This window comes from Streptomyces sp. NPDC055013 (genome assembly GCF_053608645.1).
The window spans coordinates 17477-34019 of sequence record NZ_JBSGVW010000039.1; the positions used below are offsets into that span (position 1 = coordinate 17477).

14 protein-coding genes and 1 pseudogene are annotated in these 16543 nt (G+C 69.5%); 6 read left to right on the plus strand and 9 right to left on the minus strand.

Annotated features, from left to right (window positions below; all coding sequences use genetic code 11):
• Window positions 1–128 precede the first annotated feature (128 nt).
• Complete coding sequence (locus tag ACWGDB_RS34495; RefSeq protein ID WP_453826072.1) at window positions 129–770, minus strand: TetR/AcrR family transcriptional regulator; 642 nt, start codon at window positions 768–770, stop codon at window positions 129–131.
• A gap of 96 nt (window positions 771–866) precedes the next feature.
• Here ACWGDB_RS34495 and ACWGDB_RS34500 point away from each other — a divergent pair, with 96 nt between their 5' ends.
• Window positions 867–1619, plus strand: coding sequence for an SDR family oxidoreductase (locus ACWGDB_RS34500; protein WP_453826073.1), 753 nt, complete (start codon window positions 867–869; stop codon window positions 1617–1619).
• Here the strand turns inward: ACWGDB_RS34500 and ACWGDB_RS34505 are convergent, their stop codons facing one another.
• Window positions 1620–2708 carry an SIS domain-containing protein gene (locus ACWGDB_RS34505; protein ID WP_453826074.1) on the minus strand — a complete coding sequence of 363 codons (1089 nt, stop codon included), beginning with the start codon at window positions 2706–2708 and terminating at the stop codon, window positions 1620–1622.
• 228 nt (window positions 2709–2936) lie between these two features.
• Here ACWGDB_RS34505 and nagB point away from each other — a divergent pair, with 228 nt between their 5' ends.
• Complete coding sequence (gene nagB, locus ACWGDB_RS34510; RefSeq protein ID WP_328879393.1) at window positions 2937–3722, plus strand: glucosamine-6-phosphate deaminase; 786 nt, start codon at window positions 2937–2939, stop codon at window positions 3720–3722.
• 155 nt (window positions 3723–3877) lie between these two features.
• Here the strand turns inward: nagB and ACWGDB_RS34515 are convergent, their stop codons facing one another.
• From ACWGDB_RS34515 to ACWGDB_RS34540, 6 genes are all read right to left on the minus strand, one after another.
• Entirely contained in the window at window positions 3878–4408 is a 531-nt protein-coding gene (locus ACWGDB_RS34515) for a hypothetical protein (protein ID WP_453826075.1), read from the minus strand.
• Entirely contained in the window at window positions 4405–4653 is a 249-nt protein-coding gene (locus tag ACWGDB_RS34520; RefSeq protein ID WP_453826076.1) for a helix-turn-helix transcriptional regulator, read from the minus strand. The genes ACWGDB_RS34515 and ACWGDB_RS34520 overlap by 4 nt, the downstream gene beginning before the upstream one ends.
• Window positions 4654–4736: 83 nt before the next feature.
• Window positions 4737–6218 carry a glycoside hydrolase family 3 protein gene (locus ACWGDB_RS34525; RefSeq protein WP_453826077.1) on the minus strand — a complete coding sequence of 494 codons (1482 nt, stop codon included), beginning with the start codon at window positions 6216–6218 and terminating at the stop codon, window positions 4737–4739.
• Between the two features lie 9 nt (window positions 6219–6227).
• A complete protein-coding gene (locus tag ACWGDB_RS34530) occupies window positions 6228–7058 on the minus strand; it encodes a carbohydrate ABC transporter permease (protein WP_383602929.1) in 831 nt (276 codons plus the stop codon).
• Window positions 7055–8041 carry a carbohydrate ABC transporter permease gene (locus tag ACWGDB_RS34535; RefSeq protein ID WP_369273322.1) on the minus strand — a complete coding sequence of 329 codons (987 nt, stop codon included), beginning with the start codon at window positions 8039–8041 and terminating at the stop codon, window positions 7055–7057. Before ACWGDB_RS34535 ends, ACWGDB_RS34530 begins: the two co-directional genes overlap by 4 nt.
• Window positions 8042–8184: 143 nt before the next feature.
• The gene (locus ACWGDB_RS34540; protein WP_453826078.1) at window positions 8185–9462 is read right to left on the minus strand and encodes an extracellular solute-binding protein; all 1278 of its coding nucleotides are present in this window, start codon (window positions 9460–9462) and stop codon (window positions 8185–8187) included.
• Window positions 9463–9784: 322 nt separating this feature from the next.
• Between ACWGDB_RS34540 and ACWGDB_RS34545 the strand changes: the two genes are divergently transcribed.
• From ACWGDB_RS34545 to mctP, 4 genes and pseudogenes are all read left to right on the plus strand, one after another.
• Entirely contained in the window at window positions 9785–10549 is a 765-nt protein-coding gene (locus tag ACWGDB_RS34545; protein WP_030947772.1) for a GntR family transcriptional regulator, read from the plus strand.
• A 61-nt stretch (window positions 10550–10610) separates the two neighbouring features.
• Window positions 10611–10798 (plus strand): annotated as a pseudogene (locus ACWGDB_RS34550) (YbdD/YjiX family protein).
• A gap of 128 nt (window positions 10799–10926) precedes the next feature.
• Window positions 10927–11193, plus strand: coding sequence for a DUF3311 domain-containing protein (locus ACWGDB_RS34555; protein ID WP_453826079.1), 267 nt, complete (start codon window positions 10927–10929; stop codon window positions 11191–11193).
• Complete coding sequence (gene mctP / locus ACWGDB_RS34560; protein ID WP_383602945.1) at window positions 11190–12818, plus strand: monocarboxylate uptake permease MctP; 1629 nt, start codon at window positions 11190–11192, stop codon at window positions 12816–12818. Before ACWGDB_RS34555 ends, mctP begins: the two co-directional genes overlap by 4 nt.
• Before the next feature lie 37 nt (window positions 12819–12855).
• On the opposite strand, the gene ACWGDB_RS34565 is transcribed toward mctP, so the two are convergent.
• Window positions 12856–16473: an ATP-binding protein gene (locus tag ACWGDB_RS34565; protein WP_453826080.1), complete on the minus strand. Its 3618-nt coding sequence runs from the start codon at window positions 16471–16473 to the stop codon at window positions 12856–12858.
• Window positions 16474–16543: the final 70 nt, after the last annotated feature.

Below are 16543 nucleotides of genomic sequence, written 5' to 3' on the forward strand. Positions count from 1 at the left end.
CTAGACCACTCTGGTGTGTCCATGCGTTGGAGCGTGTTTGCTGTTGACGCTTCTTCGCGGGCTCCGAACCAGCTGGAGAAGCAGTGGGACGGCCCTGTCATCCACCACGCAGCCTAACCCGTGTGGGTTCATGTGCGAGGCCAGTTGGCCATGGCAATTTCCGCGAGTGCCTCCAGTTCCTCCCGGCTCGCCCCGTCGCGCGCCTGTTGTGACATGCCCTGGATCATCGCGCCGGCGTGCCGGGCGAGGGCGGGGGCGTTGACGTCGGCGGGGAGGGCGCCGGTGGCGATGTCTGCTTCGATGCGGCTGCGGATGGCGGCGATGGTGGCGTTGCGCCGGTCGCGCAGGGAGTCGGCGACCTCCGGGGTCGTGCAGTTGATGGCCGCGTGGGCGATGAGGCAGCCCTGCGGATGGACGGGATCCGTATAGACGCCGGCCGCCTCTCGCAGGGTCCGCTCGACGGCCGCCCGGGAGGTGGGCTCCTCCGCGAGAGCGCGGTCCGCGAACGAGGCGTAACGCGAGGTGTAGACGCGGACGACCTCTTCGAAGAGCGAGCGCTTGTCACCGAAGGCCGCGTACAGGCTCGGGGCGCCGATGTCCATGGCGCGGGTGAGGTCGGAGACGGACGTCGCCTCGTAGCCGCGCTCCCAGAAGGCCAGGATCGCCTTCTCCAGGGCGGTTTCACGGTCGAAGGAACGGGGCCGACCGCGCGTCTTCGCCGCGGGCCGGGCTCCCGCCCCCGTCTCCGTCGTCACCTCGCCGCTCACCATGGAGTGCATTTTATAGCGAGCACTAGAGAAACGTCTGCGGGCTGTTGTACGTTCTTTCTGTAGGGACCACTAGGTAAATGCGAGGGGGGCGTCGGCATGGGTGTGCTCACGGGCAGGACGGCACTGGTCACGGGGGCGAGCAGGGGGATCGGACGGGCGATCGCCGAGCGGCTGGCACAGGACGAGGCGCGGGTCGCCGTGCACTACGGCAGTAACGAGGCGGCGGCGAAGGAGACGGTCACCGCGATCGAGGCGGCGGGTGGCAGCGCGTTCTCGATCCGCGCCGAACTGGGCGTGCCCGGTGACGCCGAGACTCTCTGGGAGGCATTCGACCGGCATGCGCAGGGCGTGGACATCCTGGTGAACAACGCGGGCATGGCGACCTTCGCCACGATCGGCGAGACGGACGAGGAGGCGTACGACCGGACACACGCGGTCAACGCGAAGGCACCGTTCTTCATCGTCAAGCACGGCCTCGGACGCCTGCGCGACCACGGCCGGATCATCAATGTCACGGCCGCCACGGACCACGCCATCGCCCCGATCGCCGCCACGCACATGGCCAAGGGCGCGGTCACCACCCTGACCCGCTCACTCGCTGCCGAGTTGGCGCCGCGCGGCATCACCGCCAACTCCGTCGGGCCCGGCTTCATCGACACGGACCTGACGAGCGCCGCACTCGCCGATCCCGGCATACGCGCGCACGCCGAGGGCGTCTCGGTCTTCAAACGTGTCGGTACGTCGTCCGACGTGGCCGACGTGGTGGCCTTCCTGGCGTCGCCCGACTCCCGCTGGGTCACGGGGCAGCACATCGACGCGACCGGGGGCTCGCTGCTGAGCCTGCACTAGTCAGCGCGTCTCCGTCACCTTCGCCAGCGCCCGCGGCGCGTCCGGGTCCTGGCCCCGAGCGATGGTGACCTCATAGGCGAGGAGTTGGAGCGGGAGGATCTCCAGGATCGGCTGGAGCTCCTCGGCGATGCCCTCGGTGGGCAGGACGAATCCGGCCGAGGCCTGCTCGACCTGGTGCCGGGCGCCGATGACGACCAGGTCGGCTCCGCGGCCGCGGAGCCGGTCGAGGACGGGCTGGAGGACCTCGCCGCCCTTGCCGTCGGTGACGACCGCGATGACCGGGGAGACGTTGTCGACCATGGCGAGCGGGCCGTGCAGCAGGTCGGCGCCGGAGTAGGCGAGGGCCGGGATGTAGCTGGTCTCCATCAGTTTGAGGGCGGCTTCCTTGGCCGTGGGGTAGCCGTAGCCGCGGGACGTGATCACCATGCGCTCGGCGAAGCGGTAGCGGGCGGCGAGGGTGCGCACCTCGTCCTGCCGGGCGAGCAGTTGCTCGGCGAGGTCCGGGAGCGGCAGGGCGGGGGCGCCGTCGCCGCCGCGCAGACCTTCGACGAAGAGATACAGGGCGAGAAGGGAGGCCGTATAGGTCTTGGTGGCGGGCAGGGCCCTCTCCGGTCCGGCCATGATGTCGAGGTGGTACTCGGAGACGGCGGCCAGCGGGGAGTCGGGGTTGTTGGTCACCGCGAGCGTGACCGCGCCGGCCTCGCGGGCGGCCCGGGTCGAGGCGACGAGGTCCGGGGAGCCGCCGGACTGGCTCACGGTGATGACCAGGACGTCGGTGAGGTCGGGACGCGCGCCGTAGGCGGTGGTGGTCGACATGGAGGTCAGGCCGCAGGGCAGGCCGAGGCGGACCTCCAGGAGGTACTTGGCATAGAGCGCGGCGTGGTCGGAGGTGCCGCGGGCGGCTAGCAGGACGAAGCGGGGTGCGCGGGCGGCGATCTCCTGGGAGACGCGGCGGATGGCGGGAGCGCCCTGGGACAGGATCCTGCGCAGCACGGCGGGCTGTTCGGCCATCTCGCGGGCCATGATCCGGCCGGGGAAGTCGTTGTGAGGGGCGTGCGGGTCGGGAGGGTACGGGGTCGAGGTGGTCATGGGACCCTCCCTGCTCTCGCGCCCACTGCCGGGCATGGCGACTGTCGCTTCCGGCGGACAGTCTCCATTCCACTCCCCCATGGGCAATGACGCCTGCCCGACGGTCCGCCGAAATGTCCACGAGGCTTCCGTTCACCTGGGCCGCGTAGCCTCGCTCTGTTAGATTGGTCTAAACCACATGCCCCTTCAGGGTGCCCTTCGAGACCTACTTCAGATCGGCAGGCCAGCGTGGAAGTTGTCATCGTTCCGGACGCCAAGGCGGGTGGCGAGCTGATAGCCGAGGCCATGGCCCAGCTACTGCGGCGCAAGCCCGACGCCCTGCTCGGCGTGGCCACCGGCTCGACGCCACTGCCCATCTACGCGGCACTCGCGGCCAAGGTGCGCTCCGGCGCCGTCGACGCCTCGCGGGCGCGGATCGCGCAGCTCGACGAGTATGTGGGGCTGCCCGCGGAGCACCCGGAGTCGTACCGGTCGGTGCTGCGTCGCGAGGTCCTGGAGCCGCTCGGGGTCGGGATGGACGCGTTCATGGGGCCGGACGGTACGGCCGAGGACGTGCCCGGGGCGTGCGAGGCGTATGACGCGGCGCTGGCCGAAGCCGGGGGCGTGGACCTGCAGTTGCTCGGGATCGGGACCGACGGGCACATCGGGTTCAACGAGCCGTGCTCCTCGCTGGCGTCCAGGACCCGGATCAAGACGCTTACCGAGCAGACCCGGGTCGACAACGCGCGGTTCTTCGACGGGGACATCGAGCAGGTGCCGCATCACGTCATCACCCAGGGGATCGGAACGATCCTGGAGGCACGGCACCTGGTGCTGCTCGCCACCGGTGAGGGCAAGGCGGACGCGGTCGCCGCGACCGTCGAGGGACCGATCGCGGCCGTCTGCCCTGCCTCGGCGCTGCAACTGCACCCGCACGCGACGGTCGTCGTCGACGATGCCGCCGCGTCCAAGCTGAAGCTGGCGGACTACTTCCGGCACACGTACGCCAACAAGCCGGAGTGGCAGGGGATTTAGAGGGGGCCGTGCAGGCCGGGCATGCGTAGGGCGGACGCCCACGATGGGGGCCCGCCGTACGCTCGCCGGACATGCGCCGGTTCCAGAGGCCGGCTGCCTCGCCAATCCCGGAGACCGGCTGCCTCGCGCTTCCAGAGGCCGCTGCCTCGCCGCTTCTAGAGGCCGGTCGGCTCGTCCTCGATCGGCTCGTCCTGTGCGGTCAGGCCGGCCACCCACAGCGGCATCAGCCAGTGGGCCGCGAGGACGGCGGCCAGGACGGGTGCCGCGTAGAAGCGGAGGGCGTCTCCGTCGGCAGCGCCCGCCGCCAGCAGGCCGACCACGGCCGCGAGCAGCAGGCTCGTCATCGCGCGGTGGGCGCGGGCGAGCACCCGCCTGCGCTCGGCCGACTGCCGCTCGTCGAGGGCGCGTTCGCGCAGTTCGAGCAGGCCCCGGGTGGCGCCGTTGATCACACCTGTCGCCACCATCCAGGGCAGCATCAGCACCGCCGCGGCGATGACCGCCCACATCGGCTCCGCCGGCGCGAGGGAGAAGTACGCGGTCAGTGCCCCGATGGCCGCGGTGAGTGCGACATGCGCGGCGACCACCAGCCGGCGACGCGTGGTCGTGGCGTACAGCGGGCGCCCTCGGGGGTCGTTCATCAACCGCAGCATGCTCCGGTCGTAGCGCGTCAGCCGCGTTGTGGTCATGACTGTTTCCTCCCGTAGACCTCGTCCGTGAGCGGCCGGAACGGTTCGAGGGAGAACAGCGCCTCGACCGGCAGTCCGAAGAACTTCGAGATCTTCAGTGCCAGGTCGAGGCTCGGGTTGTACTGCCCCCGCTCGATGTAGCCGATGGTCTGGTAGTGGGCTCCCACTGCCTCGGCCAGGCTCTGGCGCGACACCTTGCGCTCGGCACGCACCATCGCCAACCTGTTGTGCACCTGCTCGCTCATGTATAAGAAGTACTACATTCAGGAGTGGAGCTGCAACCACAGGGCATCGAGCGGGTCGCGGAGAGGTTTCAGCCTCGAGGGCCTCAGGCCCCGGCGATGACCTCCGCCGCCGCCCGCCCGCACACGCGGGCCGCGCCGTACGTGGCGATGTGCAGGGCGCCGCGGGCCTTGGCCTGGGGGACGCCCATTTCGACGACGACCGTGTCCGGGCGGGATCGCAGCAGGGTGTCGAGGGCCGTTGCCATCCAGGGGTGGCGGTGTTCGTCGCGGACGACGGCGACCAAGCGGCGGCCGGCCGCTGCCTGCAGCGCCTCCTCCCCCGCCTCCTCCCCCGCGTAGCCGCCGGTCTCGGTGCCGGGGAGCAGCCGGGCCAGTTCGGCGGCGACACCCCAGGGGGTCTCGTCGCCGACGGCGATGTTCGCGACGGGGGTGAAGGCGGCGACGTACGGTGCCTCGGTGAGCGGGGTGAAGCCCTCCGCGCCGGTCACCTTCAGTGCGCGCCGGGCGGCGACGAGGCCCACATCCGGACGCGCCTCGCCCTCGGCGCCGGGGACGGTCGTCGTCCAGTGGGCCAGCTCGCGGACCCGTTCCGCCGCCTCCGCCAGTCGTTCCTCGGGGAGTTCGCCGGCGCGGACCGCCGCGACCAGGGCGTCGCGCAGACGTCGTACCGTCTCATCGTCGGCGAGACCGCCACCCACGCAGATCGCGTCGGCGCCGGCCGCGATGGCCAGGACGCTGCCGCGCTCGATGCCGTAGGTGGCGGCGATGGCCTGCATCTCCATGCCGTCGGTGACGATCAGGCCGGTGTAGCCGAGTTCGCCGCGCAGCAGGTCGGTCAGGACGGGGCGGGACAGGGTTGCCGGGTGGTCGGGGTCCAGGGCCGGAACCAGGATGTGCGCGCTCATCATCGCCCTCGTGCCGGCGGCGATCGCCGCCCGGAACGGGGCGAGTTCCCGGTCGGCCAGCACCGCGGCCGCCGCGTCGATGCGGGGCATCGAGTGGTGGGAGTCGACCGCCGTGTCGCCGTGGCCCGGGAAGTGCTTGGTGCAGGCCGCTACGCCGGCCGACTGCAGGCCGGTGACGTAGGCGGCGGTGTGCCGGGCGACCAGGGCGGTGTCGGCGCCGAAGGAACGTACGCCGATGACCGGGTTCGAGGGGTTGGAGTTCACGTCGGCCGACGGGGCCCAGTTGAGGTTCACTCCGCAGGCTGCCAGGCGGCGGCCCATCTCGAAGGCCACCTCCCTCGTCAGCTCCACGTCGTCCACCGCGCCCAGGGCGTGGTTGCCGGGGAAGCTGGATCCGGTCCGCACCTCCAGCCGCGTCACATCACCCCCCTCCTCGTCGATCGCGACCAGTACGTCGTCGCGCTCGACGCGCAACTGGGCCGTCAGCGCGGCCAGTTGCTCGGGCGAGGCGATGTTGCGGCCGAACAGGCCGACGGAGGCGAGGCCCTCACCGAGGCGGCGCAGCAGCCAGTCGGGGGCGGTGGTGCCGGTGAAGCCGGGCTGGAGGACGGTCAGGGCATCACGTGTCAGAGTGTCGGTGCCGCTGGCGAATGTCGTCATCGGGTGGCGTTATCCCTTCACGGCGCCGGCCGTCAGGCCGCTGACAGCCTTGCGCTGCAGGAAGACGAAGAGGATCAGGATCGGGATGGCGAAGAGGGAGGACGCCGCCATCGTCGCGCCCCAGTCGTTGCCGAAGGCGGTCTGGAAGCTGGACAGCCACAGTGGCAGGGTCTGCGCCTCCGCCTCCTTGTTCAGCACCAGGACCAGGGGGAATTCATTCCATGCGGTGATGAAGCCGAACAGGGACGTGGACATCAGCCCCGGGGCGAGGAGCGGCAGGATGACCTTGCGGAACGCCTGGGCGCGGCTGCAGCCGTCGACCATCGCGGCCTCCTCCAGCTCCCGGGGCACCGCGGCGACGAAGCCGCGCAGCGTCAGGATGGTGAAGGGCAGGATCATCATCATGTAGAAGACCGTCAGCGGCAGAAGGCTGTTCAGCATCGACGCGTCCCGCACGATCATGTACATCGCGATGATCATGACCTCCCAGGGGGCCATCTGGGCCATCATGAAGCCGATGACGAACCCGCGCCGCCCCTTGAACCGCATCCGGGCGAGTGCGAAGGAGCCGGCCAGCGCGATGATCAGGGAGAGGCCGACCGCGCAGAGCGTGACGATCAGCGAGTTGGTGACGTACGTCCAGAAGTGGTCGACGCCGGTCGCCCGCTTGAAGTGCGCGAAGGTGATGTCGGTCGGGAACCACACCGGGTTCTCCGAGATGATGTCGCCGGTCGGCTTGAAGGCCGTGGAGAACATCCAGTACACGGGGAAGACGAAGCCGATGAACAGGACGACGGCCGTGACGTTGGGCCACAGGCGGCCGAAGAGCGAGCGCTTCACAGCTCGTCCTCCTCTTGCTTGAGCACGATCCTGAGGTAGTACGCGGTCAGGCCGAGCAGGATCAGGATGGTCAGGACGGCGATCGCCGCGCCCATGCCGTAGTGCTGGTTGCCGACGCCCTCGATGTAGGCGTAGACCGGCAGGATCTCGGTCAGCCGGTCGGGGCCGCCGCCGTTGATGGTGAAGACCTGCACGAACGCCTTGAAGACCCAGATGATCTCCAGGAAGGTCGTGGCGTAGAGGAAGGGGCGCAGGAACGGCAGCGTCACCGTGGTGAAGCTCTTCCATGCGCCCGCGCCGTCCAGCGCCGCGGCCTCGTAGAGCTCGCCCGGGATGGTGGTCGTGGCCGCGTAGAGGTTGATCGCGACGAACGGGATCGACATCCAGACGATCAGCAAGGTGACCACGAAGAACGTCGACATCTGGCTGCTGGTCCAGCTGTAGTCGGCCATGGAGTGCCAACCCAGCTTGTCCAGCACCCAGTTGACGACGCCGAAGCGCTGCGCGAACAGCCACTGGTAGACGGTGCTCGCGGCGACCACGGGCATCGCCCAGGCCAGCACCAGACCGACCAGCAGCGTGACCCGCATCCGCCTGCCGAGGCGGGCGAGCAGCAGGCCGACCAGGGCGCCGATGACCATGATCAGGGCGACGTTGACCGCCGTGAACAGGATCGAGCGCAGGGTGACGCGCCAGAAGTCCTCGCCGGTGAGGACCTCCTTGTAGTTGTCGATGCCGTTCCACTCGGTGACGTGCTGGATCAGCTGCGCCATGTTGAGGTTCTGGAACGACAGCAGGATGTCCTTGACCAGCGGCCAGCCGAGCAGCAGCACGGTGGCCGCGCAGGCCGGCAGCAGCAGGAGGTACGGGGTGAGCGCGCCGAGGCGGGACGCGGCTCGGGGTGGCGGCCCGGCGGAACCGCTCTCGGCTTTCCCGACTGCGTCCACCGGACCGGAAGGCGGCCGTTCGGTCTGCACGGTCATGCTCGCGATCTCTCTTCTCGGCCTGCGTGTCTCGGCCTGCGTAACTCGGCCTGCGTGTCTCGACCTGCGTACGCGGGCCCGCGTACGGTCGCCGGGGTGGGGGGCGTCACGCGCAACCCCCACCCCGGCGCGACCCGTTGCCCTTACTGCTTCTGCGCCAGACGCTTGTTGAACTCGTCCTCGACCTGCTTGGCCGCCTCGGCCGGCGACTTACCGTTCAGCACGGCGGTCATGTACGTCTTGACCGGGTTGGGCGCGTTCTCCACGGCCGCCCACTCCGGGATCAGCGGCGTGGTGCCACCGCCCGCGGCGGCGGGCGCGGCGGCCTCGGCGACGGCGTTGCCCTTCAGGTTGGTCTGGAGGGACTCCTTGTTCGGGATGACACCGTTCTGCTTGGCGAGCTCGCCCTCGTACTGGTCGGACAGCGCGATCTTCAGGAACTCCTTGGCGAGCTCCTGCTTCTTGCTGCCCGCGGCGACGGCGAGGTTGGAGCCGCCGAGGAAGACACCCTCGGGCTTGTCGGCCGTGGCACCCGGGATGGTGAAGTAGCCGATGTCCTGCTCGATCTTCTTGTTGGCCGCGATCGCCGTACCGGCCTCCCAGCCCATGCCGATGAAGGCGCCGACGTTGCCCTTGGCGAAGACCTCGGCCTGCTGCGGGGTCGCCTCGTCCTTGTCCTTGGGGGCCTTGGACAGGGCCTGGAACTTCTTGTACGTCTCCATGGCGGCGGCGACCTTCGGGTCGTCGAGGTTGGAGACGTACTTGTCGCCGTCCTTCTTCACCAGCTCGGCGCCCTCACCGATGGTCAGGCCGACGAAGTGGTACCAGTTCTGGCCCGGCAGGTAGATGGGCTCGGCGTCGGTCTTCTCGCCGATCTGCTTGAGGTCGGCGTAGAACTCGTCGCGGGTCTTGGGGGTGTCCTTGATGCCGGCGTCGGCCCAGACCTTCTTGTTGTAGAGGACGACACGGTTGGCGAAGTACCACGGGGCGGCGTACTGCTTGCCGTCGTAGATGGAGGACTCGTTGAGGGACTCGGCCCAGTCGGTGCCGATCTCGGTCTTGAGGTCGGCGAGGTCGGCGAGGCCGCCGGTCTTGGCGTAGGCCGGGGTCTGGGTGTTGCCGATCTCGAAGACGTCCGGCGGGTTCTCCTCGGACAGGGCGGTGGTCAGCTTCTGCTGGATGCCGTTCCACTGCTGGATCTCGAACTTGACCTTGGCCTTGGTCTTCTTCTCGAAGGCGGCCTGGACGTCCTTCTGCCACTGATCCGGGGACGAACCGTCCATCACCCACACCGTGAGCGTCTCGCCGGCGTAGCCGTCGGCCCCTGCCTTGTCCCCGCCGTCGCCGTTGTCGCCCCCGCACGCCGCCAGGGAGATCATCATGCCCGCGACACCGATCGCGGATATCAGCTTGCGCTTCACGCCACCCTCCTCAGGGATGCCACAAACCCCCCTGCCTCCCCGCACGAGCGTTGGGCCGGGACCTGGACCAATGGTGTAGACCAGTACGGGGAGCTTGGACCAGACCAGAAAGCGTGTCAAGGGGCACGGAAAGGGGCCTGACCAGCCGTTATGCGACCTACATATGAAGGAACCTTTAAGTAAGAAGCCAGCGAAAACACCGCCACCGGAGTACTCTCGTCCGCTAGACCAGTTGGCACTGTGGACTAGACCAAAAGAGGCGGCGACGGGTATATAGAAGGGATCACGATGTGACCCGCATCCGGAGCCGGGAAGGCGAAGCATGAGCACCGACGTCAGCAGTGCGGAGAACGAGAACGGCGCCACCGTCCGTACCGCCCGCGTGCCCAAGTACTACCGCCTGAAGAAGCACCTTCTGGACATGACGGAGACCCAGGCGCCCGGCACCCCGGTACCGCCCGAGCGCACGCTGGCCGCCGAGTTCGACACCTCCCGCACGACCGTGCGCCAGGCGCTGCAGGAGCTGGTCGTCGAGGGGCGCCTGGAGCGCATCCAGGGCAAGGGCACGTTCGTCGCCAAGCCGAAGGTCTCGCAGGCCCTGCAACTCACCTCGTACACCGAGGACATGCGTGCCCAGGGCCTGGAGCCGACCTCCCAGCTGCTGGACATCGGCTACATCACCGCCGACGACCGCCTCGCCGACCTGCTCGACATCACGGCCGGCGGCCGGGTGCTGCGCATCGAGCGGCTGCGCATGGCGAACGGCGAGCCGATGGCCATCGAGACGACCCACCTGAGCGCCAAGCGCTTCCCGGCCCTGCGCAGGTCCCTGGTCAAGTACACCTCCCTCTACACCGCGCTCGCCGAGGTCTACGACGTCCATCTCGCCGAGGCCGAGGAGACGATCGAGACCTCGCTGGCCACCCCGCGCGAGGCCGGCCTGCTCGGCACGGACGTGGGCCTGCCGATGCTGATGCTGTCCCGGCACTCGCTGGACCGGGATGGACAGCCGGTGGAGTGGGTGCGGTCCGTTTATCGCGGGGACCGCTACAAGTTCGTGGCGAGACTCAAGCGGCCTCAGGACTGAGCCCGCCGGGGAAGATGAAGGGACAACAACTCCCGCACGCGGTGTAGCGCGTCTCCCCAAGCTGCTCTACGTTCCTCCCGTCGCCGCATGGACAGGAGGGAAGCTGACCGATGAGTCGGCATACGACCGCTATGTCGCCCACGTACGGCATGCGCGCCCGGACGCGGAAGTGCCTCCCGGCGTGAGTTCGAGCGGATGCGGACGGACCGTCAGGAAGCAGATCCACGCCGGGGGTTCCGCTGCTGCTGAGCGCATGGTTGACGTGCACACCAATCCTCCACATCCGATATGCGGACAGGGTCTTCCGCTGTCGTTGCACCGTCACCTACATTGCCCGGGCGTTTCTCAGGTGATCAGTGAGGGGACGGAGCCGTCAGATGTCAGATGCCCCAGAAGTGAACAGAGAGCCGGTGGTGACGCCCATACGGGTCGTCATCGGGCTCTGCCTCGCCGCGCCCTTCGTGGCGATGCTGTGGGTCGGTTCGTACGCCAAGACCGATCCGGCGTTCGCCGGCATTCCGTTCTTCTACTGGTACCAGATGTTCTGGGTCCTGCTCTCCACGCTGCTGACGATGGTCGCGTACAAGCTGTGGCAGCGTGACCAGCGCGGCCGCGCCTCCCGGAAGGGCGGTGCGTCGGAATGAACGACGGCGTGAACGGCGTCGCACTCGGCGTCTTCATCTTCTTCTTCCTGGCCGTCACGGTCATGGGATTCCTGGCCGCGCGCTGGCGCAAGGCCGAGAACGAGCACAGCCTCGACGAATGGGGGCTGGGCGGCCGGTCGTTCGGCACCTGGGTCACCTGGTTCCTGCTCGGCGGCGACCTGTACACGGCGTACACCTTCGTCGCCGTACCCGCGGCGATCTACGCGGCGGGCGCGGCCGGCTTCTTCGCCGTGCCGTACACGATCCTCGTCTACCCCTTGATCTTCACGTTCCTGCCCCGCCTGTGGTCGGTCTCCCACAAGCACGGCTACGTGACGACCTCGGACTTCGTGCGCGGCCGCTTCGGCTCGAAGAGCCTGTCGCTGGCGGTGGCCGTCACCGGCATCCTGGCGACGATGCCGTACATCGCGCTCCAGCTCGTCGGCATCCAGGCCGTGCTGGACGTGATGGGCGTCGGCGGCGGCGAGAACACGAACTGGTTCATCAAGGACCTGCCGCTGCTCATCGCCTTCGGTGTGCTGGCCGCGTACACCTACTCCTCGGGGCTGCGCGCGCCCGCGCTGATCGCGTTCGTGAAGGACACGCTGATCTACATCGTCATCGCGGTGGCGATCATCTACATCCCGATCAAGCTCGGCGGCTTCGACGAGATCTTCGCCAAGGCGGGCGAGGCGTACAGCCAGACCAACCCGGCCACAGGCGCGCCGCGCGGTTCGCTGGTCCCGGCCGAGGCGGGGCAGTGGACGTACGCCACGCTCGCGCTGGGCTCCGCGCTCGCACTGTTCATGTACCCGCACTCGATCACCGCGACGCTGTCCTCGCGCAGCCGTGAGGTGATCCGCCGCAACACCACGATCCTGCCGCTGTACTCCCTGATGCTGGGCCTGCTGGCGCTGCTGGGCTTCATGGCGATCGCGGCCGGCATCAAGGTGCAGAACGGCCAGCTGGCCATCCCCCAGCTGTTCGAGACCATGTTCCCGTCCTGGTTCGCGGGCGTGGCCTTCGCGGCGATCGGCATCGGCGCGCTGGTGCCGGCGGCGATCATGTCGATCGCGGCCGCGAATCTCTTCACCCGCAACATCTACAAGGACTTCATCAAGCCGGACGCGACGCCGGCCCAGGAGACCAAGGTCTCCAAGATCGTGTCCCTGCTGGTGAAGGTGGGCGCGCTGGCCTTCGTCCTGACCATGGACAAGACGGTCGCCATCAACTTCCAGCTCCTGGGCGGCATCTGGATCCTGCAGACCTTCCCGGCCCTGGTCGGCGGCCTGTTCACGCGCTGGTTCCACCGCTGGGCCCTGCTGGCCGGCTGGGCGGTCGGCATGATCTACGGCACGGTCGCCGCGTACGGCGTCGCCTCCCCGACCCAGAAGCACTTCGGCGGCTCGGCGAAGGAGATCCCGGGCATCGGTGAGATCGGCTACATCGGCCTCACGGCGTTCGTGCTCAACGTGGTGGTCACGGTCGTCCTGACCTTCGTCCTGAAGGCCGCGAAAGCCCCGGAGGGCATCGACGAGACGAAGCCGGAGGACTACACGGCGGACGCCGGTGACGCGGGCGTCCAGGTCGAGCTGCCGCCCGCGACGGCGGGGACGAGCCACTGACGCAGGGGGCACCTGCCCGATGGCCGGGCGTACCGCACTAGTTGCGCGTACGCCCGGCCATCTGCTGCCAGAAGCCGTCGAGTTCCCGCACGCGCATGCTGACCCAGCGCGGCGTCTTCCTGCGCAGGCCCCGGGGCAGATGCCGGCGTACCCGGCCCGGCAGCAGGGCCTGCTGCTGACGGCAGAACGGCTCCCGGATCTCCCCGCGCGGCACACAGCCCCGGGGCGGGTAGGGGCAGAGCTGGAACTTGCAGTCGGGCGGACAGGTCGTTCCCGGTGTGGGCGGGTCCGCCATGCCGGCCCGCAGGTCGGGCCGCAGCGGGCGGCGGTCGCTGCGGATGCACGGCGGGAGTGACGTCCCCGGCTGTTCCGCGCGGATCATCCGCTCCTCGACCTCGTCCGGATGCCCGTCCCGTTCGATGAGGTTCAGCATCACCAGTACGTCGGCGACCAGGCGCTGGGCGCGCGCGTCGAGGGTGCTCCAGCCGACCGAGGGCGGGATCCACAGGCTGTGCTTGCGGTACGCCCCGGGGTTGCCGGTGCGCGCGCCGATGTTGTCGGCGACGCCCTTCTCGTCGATCCAGAGGAACCGCTCGGGTTGCCCGGTCTCCAGCGTGAGGGCCACCAGGTCCCCCGCCTCGGCGACGAACGGATGCAGGGGCCGCCGGGGCGAGGCCCCGTTCGCCTCGGGATGCCCGGGCGCCCGGTTCACCGTGCCGGCCATCGACAGCCAGCGCTCCACCGTCTGTACGGCGCTCGCCCCGCCCAGCGCCCGGGGCGGCTCGCGCCCGCCGTCGTGCCCGTCCTTCCCCGGCATCGCGTGCGCCTCCCGCTCATGGACGCCGACACTGTCCGGAAGCCTCCACAGGCACAGCGCCTGGAGCAGCATGACCTGCGCGTACCAGCACCGGGACTGCTGGAGCACGGTCTCCGCCTGCCGGATCAGGTCGGCGCGGCCGCCCTGATAGGCGCGGGGATGCCGGATCCGACGGTTGGCCGCGTACTTGAAGCCCTGGGCCAGCGCTGCCTCCAGGGCGAGCGGCAGATCGGGGGCGCCGCCGGTGGCCTTCGGGTCCAGGTGACGCAGCCACCTGGTGAGGCGTTCGCGGGCCTCGTCACGGTGCGCCTCGTCGACGGAGCCCAGCAGCATGGGGATCATCCAGGCGCGCATCACGAACTCCCGGAACAGAACGACCCGCTTCCTGCGGTACTCCTGGTTGAGCGTGCGCCGGTCCTGCTGGAGCCGCCCGATGCGCTCGGTCCTGGCCCGTGAGGGCGCGCCCGCGGCCCGCGCCCGCGCCATGCGCTCGGCCCCCTGCTCGTACTCACCGCGTTTCCAGGCCTTCAGCTCGCCGAGCCGGTCGTTGTACTCCTGCACGGGGTCGGTGTTCAGCCCGATCCGCCCGCGGATCACGGCGAACGCGGGGTTGCCGCCGGTGCCGAACTCCTGGGCGACGGCCAGGCGTATCGAGTAGGAGGGTTCCTTCACACCGATCTGGACGAGCTGTTCGTAGAGCGGGGTGGTGTCGATCCGGTCGGAGACGCTCCGCAGGGCGGCTCCGAGTTGTCGGAGCAACCTCAGCTTGGCGTCGTCGAGGCTGCGCCGGTCACCCTTGAAACCGGCCCACGTCCTGCGCACGTCGCCCAGGATGTCGCCCAGCAGCCGCGGAACGTCCTCCACGCTCTCGATCTCCACGGCGGCCGCGTAGAGGTCGAGCGCCTTCGGATCGTCCGTGCGGCGTTCAGCGGCCCTGCAGAGCCGGTGGGCCAGGGTGTGCCCCCGCACCCGTGAGCGGCGGAGCCGTTCCTCGACCTCCTTCGTCACCTCGGCCCGTACACCTTCCCGGCGGGCCCGGACCGTCGCCGCACGGCGGCGCGACAACAGCACCAGGGCCATGAGCAGTTCACGGCTGGGCCCGGGCGGCTGGAGCACATGCTCGACGAGCTCGCCGGCGCCCCGCTCGCCCAGCTGCCGCAGCACGCGATAGCCGAAGTAGGCCTGGATGATGCTGTGCGGGAAACGGACCTTGCGCTCGAAGCCCTCCACCAGTCCGAGCCTGTCCGCATTGCGTGCGATCCGGGCGAGGGCGGCGCGGCACTGGTCCATGTTGCCGCCGCGCAACCGCTTCCTCTCGTCCGGGCCGATCCGCCGGCACAGCACGTCCCAGATCTGCTGCCGGTGCCACTCGGAGAAGACGTTCCCGCGCCTGCCGTACCGGTCGAAGGCGCGTCCGCCGGCCCACAGGTGCTCGGCGCGGGCCTGCGCGCGTCGCATCGGACCGGGGTGGACGTCCGAGTCGAGCAGCTCTCCGAGGCCGACCTCCAGCTTGTCCTGGAGCAGTCCCAGACAGGCCAGGGCGGAGACCACTTCGAGGGCGTCGCGGCGTTCCTGCCGGCTCAGCGCGACGTCCCGGCGCAGCCTGCCCTGGCACAGCGCCTCGTCCCAGGTCTCCAGCAGCCACAGCCGCAGCATGCCGCGGTCGCGGCTGCGGGTGTTCATGTGCTGCGGGTCGTTGTCGGGCCGGTCGTGCTCCAGGGCGCCGTGGCGGTGCAGTTCGCGGGCGATCTGGAGGTAGACCGGCGACTCGGTCACCTCCGCCGTCTCCACGATCCAGTCCACGCGGCGTTCGTCCGTCTCCGGGACGCGTGCCTGGACGAACCGCAGGGCCTCCTCCTCGCTGAGCGGTTCCAGCTCCACGATCGCGGCCGGGGTGCTCTCCAGCGGGCTGTGCGGACGGGAGGCGATGACGAGGGGCAGCTTCTCCTCGTGGGCGCGCTCGATGGCCCGCCGGATGATGTTGTCCCGGTGCTGTTCGAGGCCGTCGCCGAGGAGAGCCTCCTCCAGTCCGTCGGCGATGACGACCGGTTTGTCGTCGGCCAGGAGTTGCTGCCAGACCCGCTCGGTCTTGCCGCGCGCGAGGATGCCCCGGGGTGCCTCTTCGGTGAAGCGCTGCTTGGCCATGCGTTCGAAGTTCAGGTCGGTGCCGCCGTTCGCGTCCCGCAGCCGGATCGGCACGGGTACGGCGTTCTGCTCCGCCAGCAGTTCCGTGAGGCGTACCAGGACGGCGGTCTTGCCCACACCGACGCCGCCGACCAGCAGATAGGGCCGGCGGGTGGCGCGCTCCCGCAGCCGTTCGGCGATGACCTGGGCGATCTCCTCGCGGCCCACGATCTCGGCGGTGTCCGGGCCTGCGGTGAGCACCAGTCGGTGGGGGTCGTCCCGTGCCTTGGCGAGATAGCGCCGCTTGGTCCAGCGGTACCACCAGAACAGAAAGAGTGTGGCGGCGATCGACGCGGCGAGCACCGGGCCGACGAAGCGCATGACCGTCTCGAATCCGGGGTTGCCCTGCCGCCACCGCTCGAAGCCGGTCGTGTTGCTCGAGATCAGGATGTACAGGCCCTCCACCACCCAGGCGAACAGGGCGAGCGCGGCCACCGTCCAGATGGCCCGGGTGACGTTGGTGTAGGTGAACCACCGGCGCCATTTCCTGGGGCGGGTGGTGCCGCCGCGGGCCTCCAGGCGGATCATCAGCCGGTGCCAGTGGCCCACGAACCCCTGCCTGACCCAGGTGCCCGCCCGTCTCGGAGCCAGCGTCGCCATCGGCGCGTCGCGCGGCCGCTTCTTGCCGGGCGGGCGACGCACGACCCTCGTCATCGTTCGTCTCCTTCCGAGAAGGACTCTCGAAACGGAGCGACCGCGGGGCGCCGACACCTATCTCCATGGA

Coding starts and splice junctions, on each gene's coding strand:
- ACWGDB_RS34495 (WP_453826072.1), bottom strand. CDS start 770: ATGGTGAGCGGCGAGGTGACGACGGAGACGGGGGCGGGAGCCCGGCCC.
- ACWGDB_RS34500 (WP_453826073.1), top strand. CDS start 867: ATGGGTGTGCTCACGGGCAGGACGGCACTGGTCACGGGGGCGAGCAGG.
- ACWGDB_RS34505 (WP_453826074.1), bottom strand. CDS start 2,708: ATGACCACCTCGACCCCGTACCCTCCCGACCCGCACGCCCCTCACAAC.
- ACWGDB_RS34515 (WP_453826075.1), bottom strand. CDS start 4,408: ATGACCACAACGCGGCTGACGCGCTACGACCGGAGCATGCTGCGGTTG.
- ACWGDB_RS34520 (WP_453826076.1), bottom strand. CDS start 4,653: ATGAGCGAGCAGGTGCACAACAGGTTGGCGATGGTGCGTGCCGAGCGC.
- ACWGDB_RS34525 (WP_453826077.1), bottom strand. CDS start 6,218: ATGACGACATTCGCCAGCGGCACCGACACTCTGACACGTGATGCCCTG.
- ACWGDB_RS34535 (WP_369273322.1), bottom strand. CDS start 8,041: ATGACCGTGCAGACCGAACGGCCGCCTTCCGGTCCGGTGGACGCAGTC.
- ACWGDB_RS34545 (WP_030947772.1), top strand. CDS start 9,785: ATGAGCACCGACGTCAGCAGTGCGGAGAACGAGAACGGCGCCACCGTC.
- ACWGDB_RS34555 (WP_453826079.1), top strand. CDS start 10,927: ATGTCAGATGCCCCAGAAGTGAACAGAGAGCCGGTGGTGACGCCCATA.
- mctP (WP_383602945.1), top strand. CDS start 11,190: ATGAACGACGGCGTGAACGGCGTCGCACTCGGCGTCTTCATCTTCTTC.
- ACWGDB_RS34565 (WP_453826080.1), bottom strand. CDS start 16,473: ATGACGAGGGTCGTGCGTCGCCCGCCCGGCAAGAAGCGGCCGCGCGAC.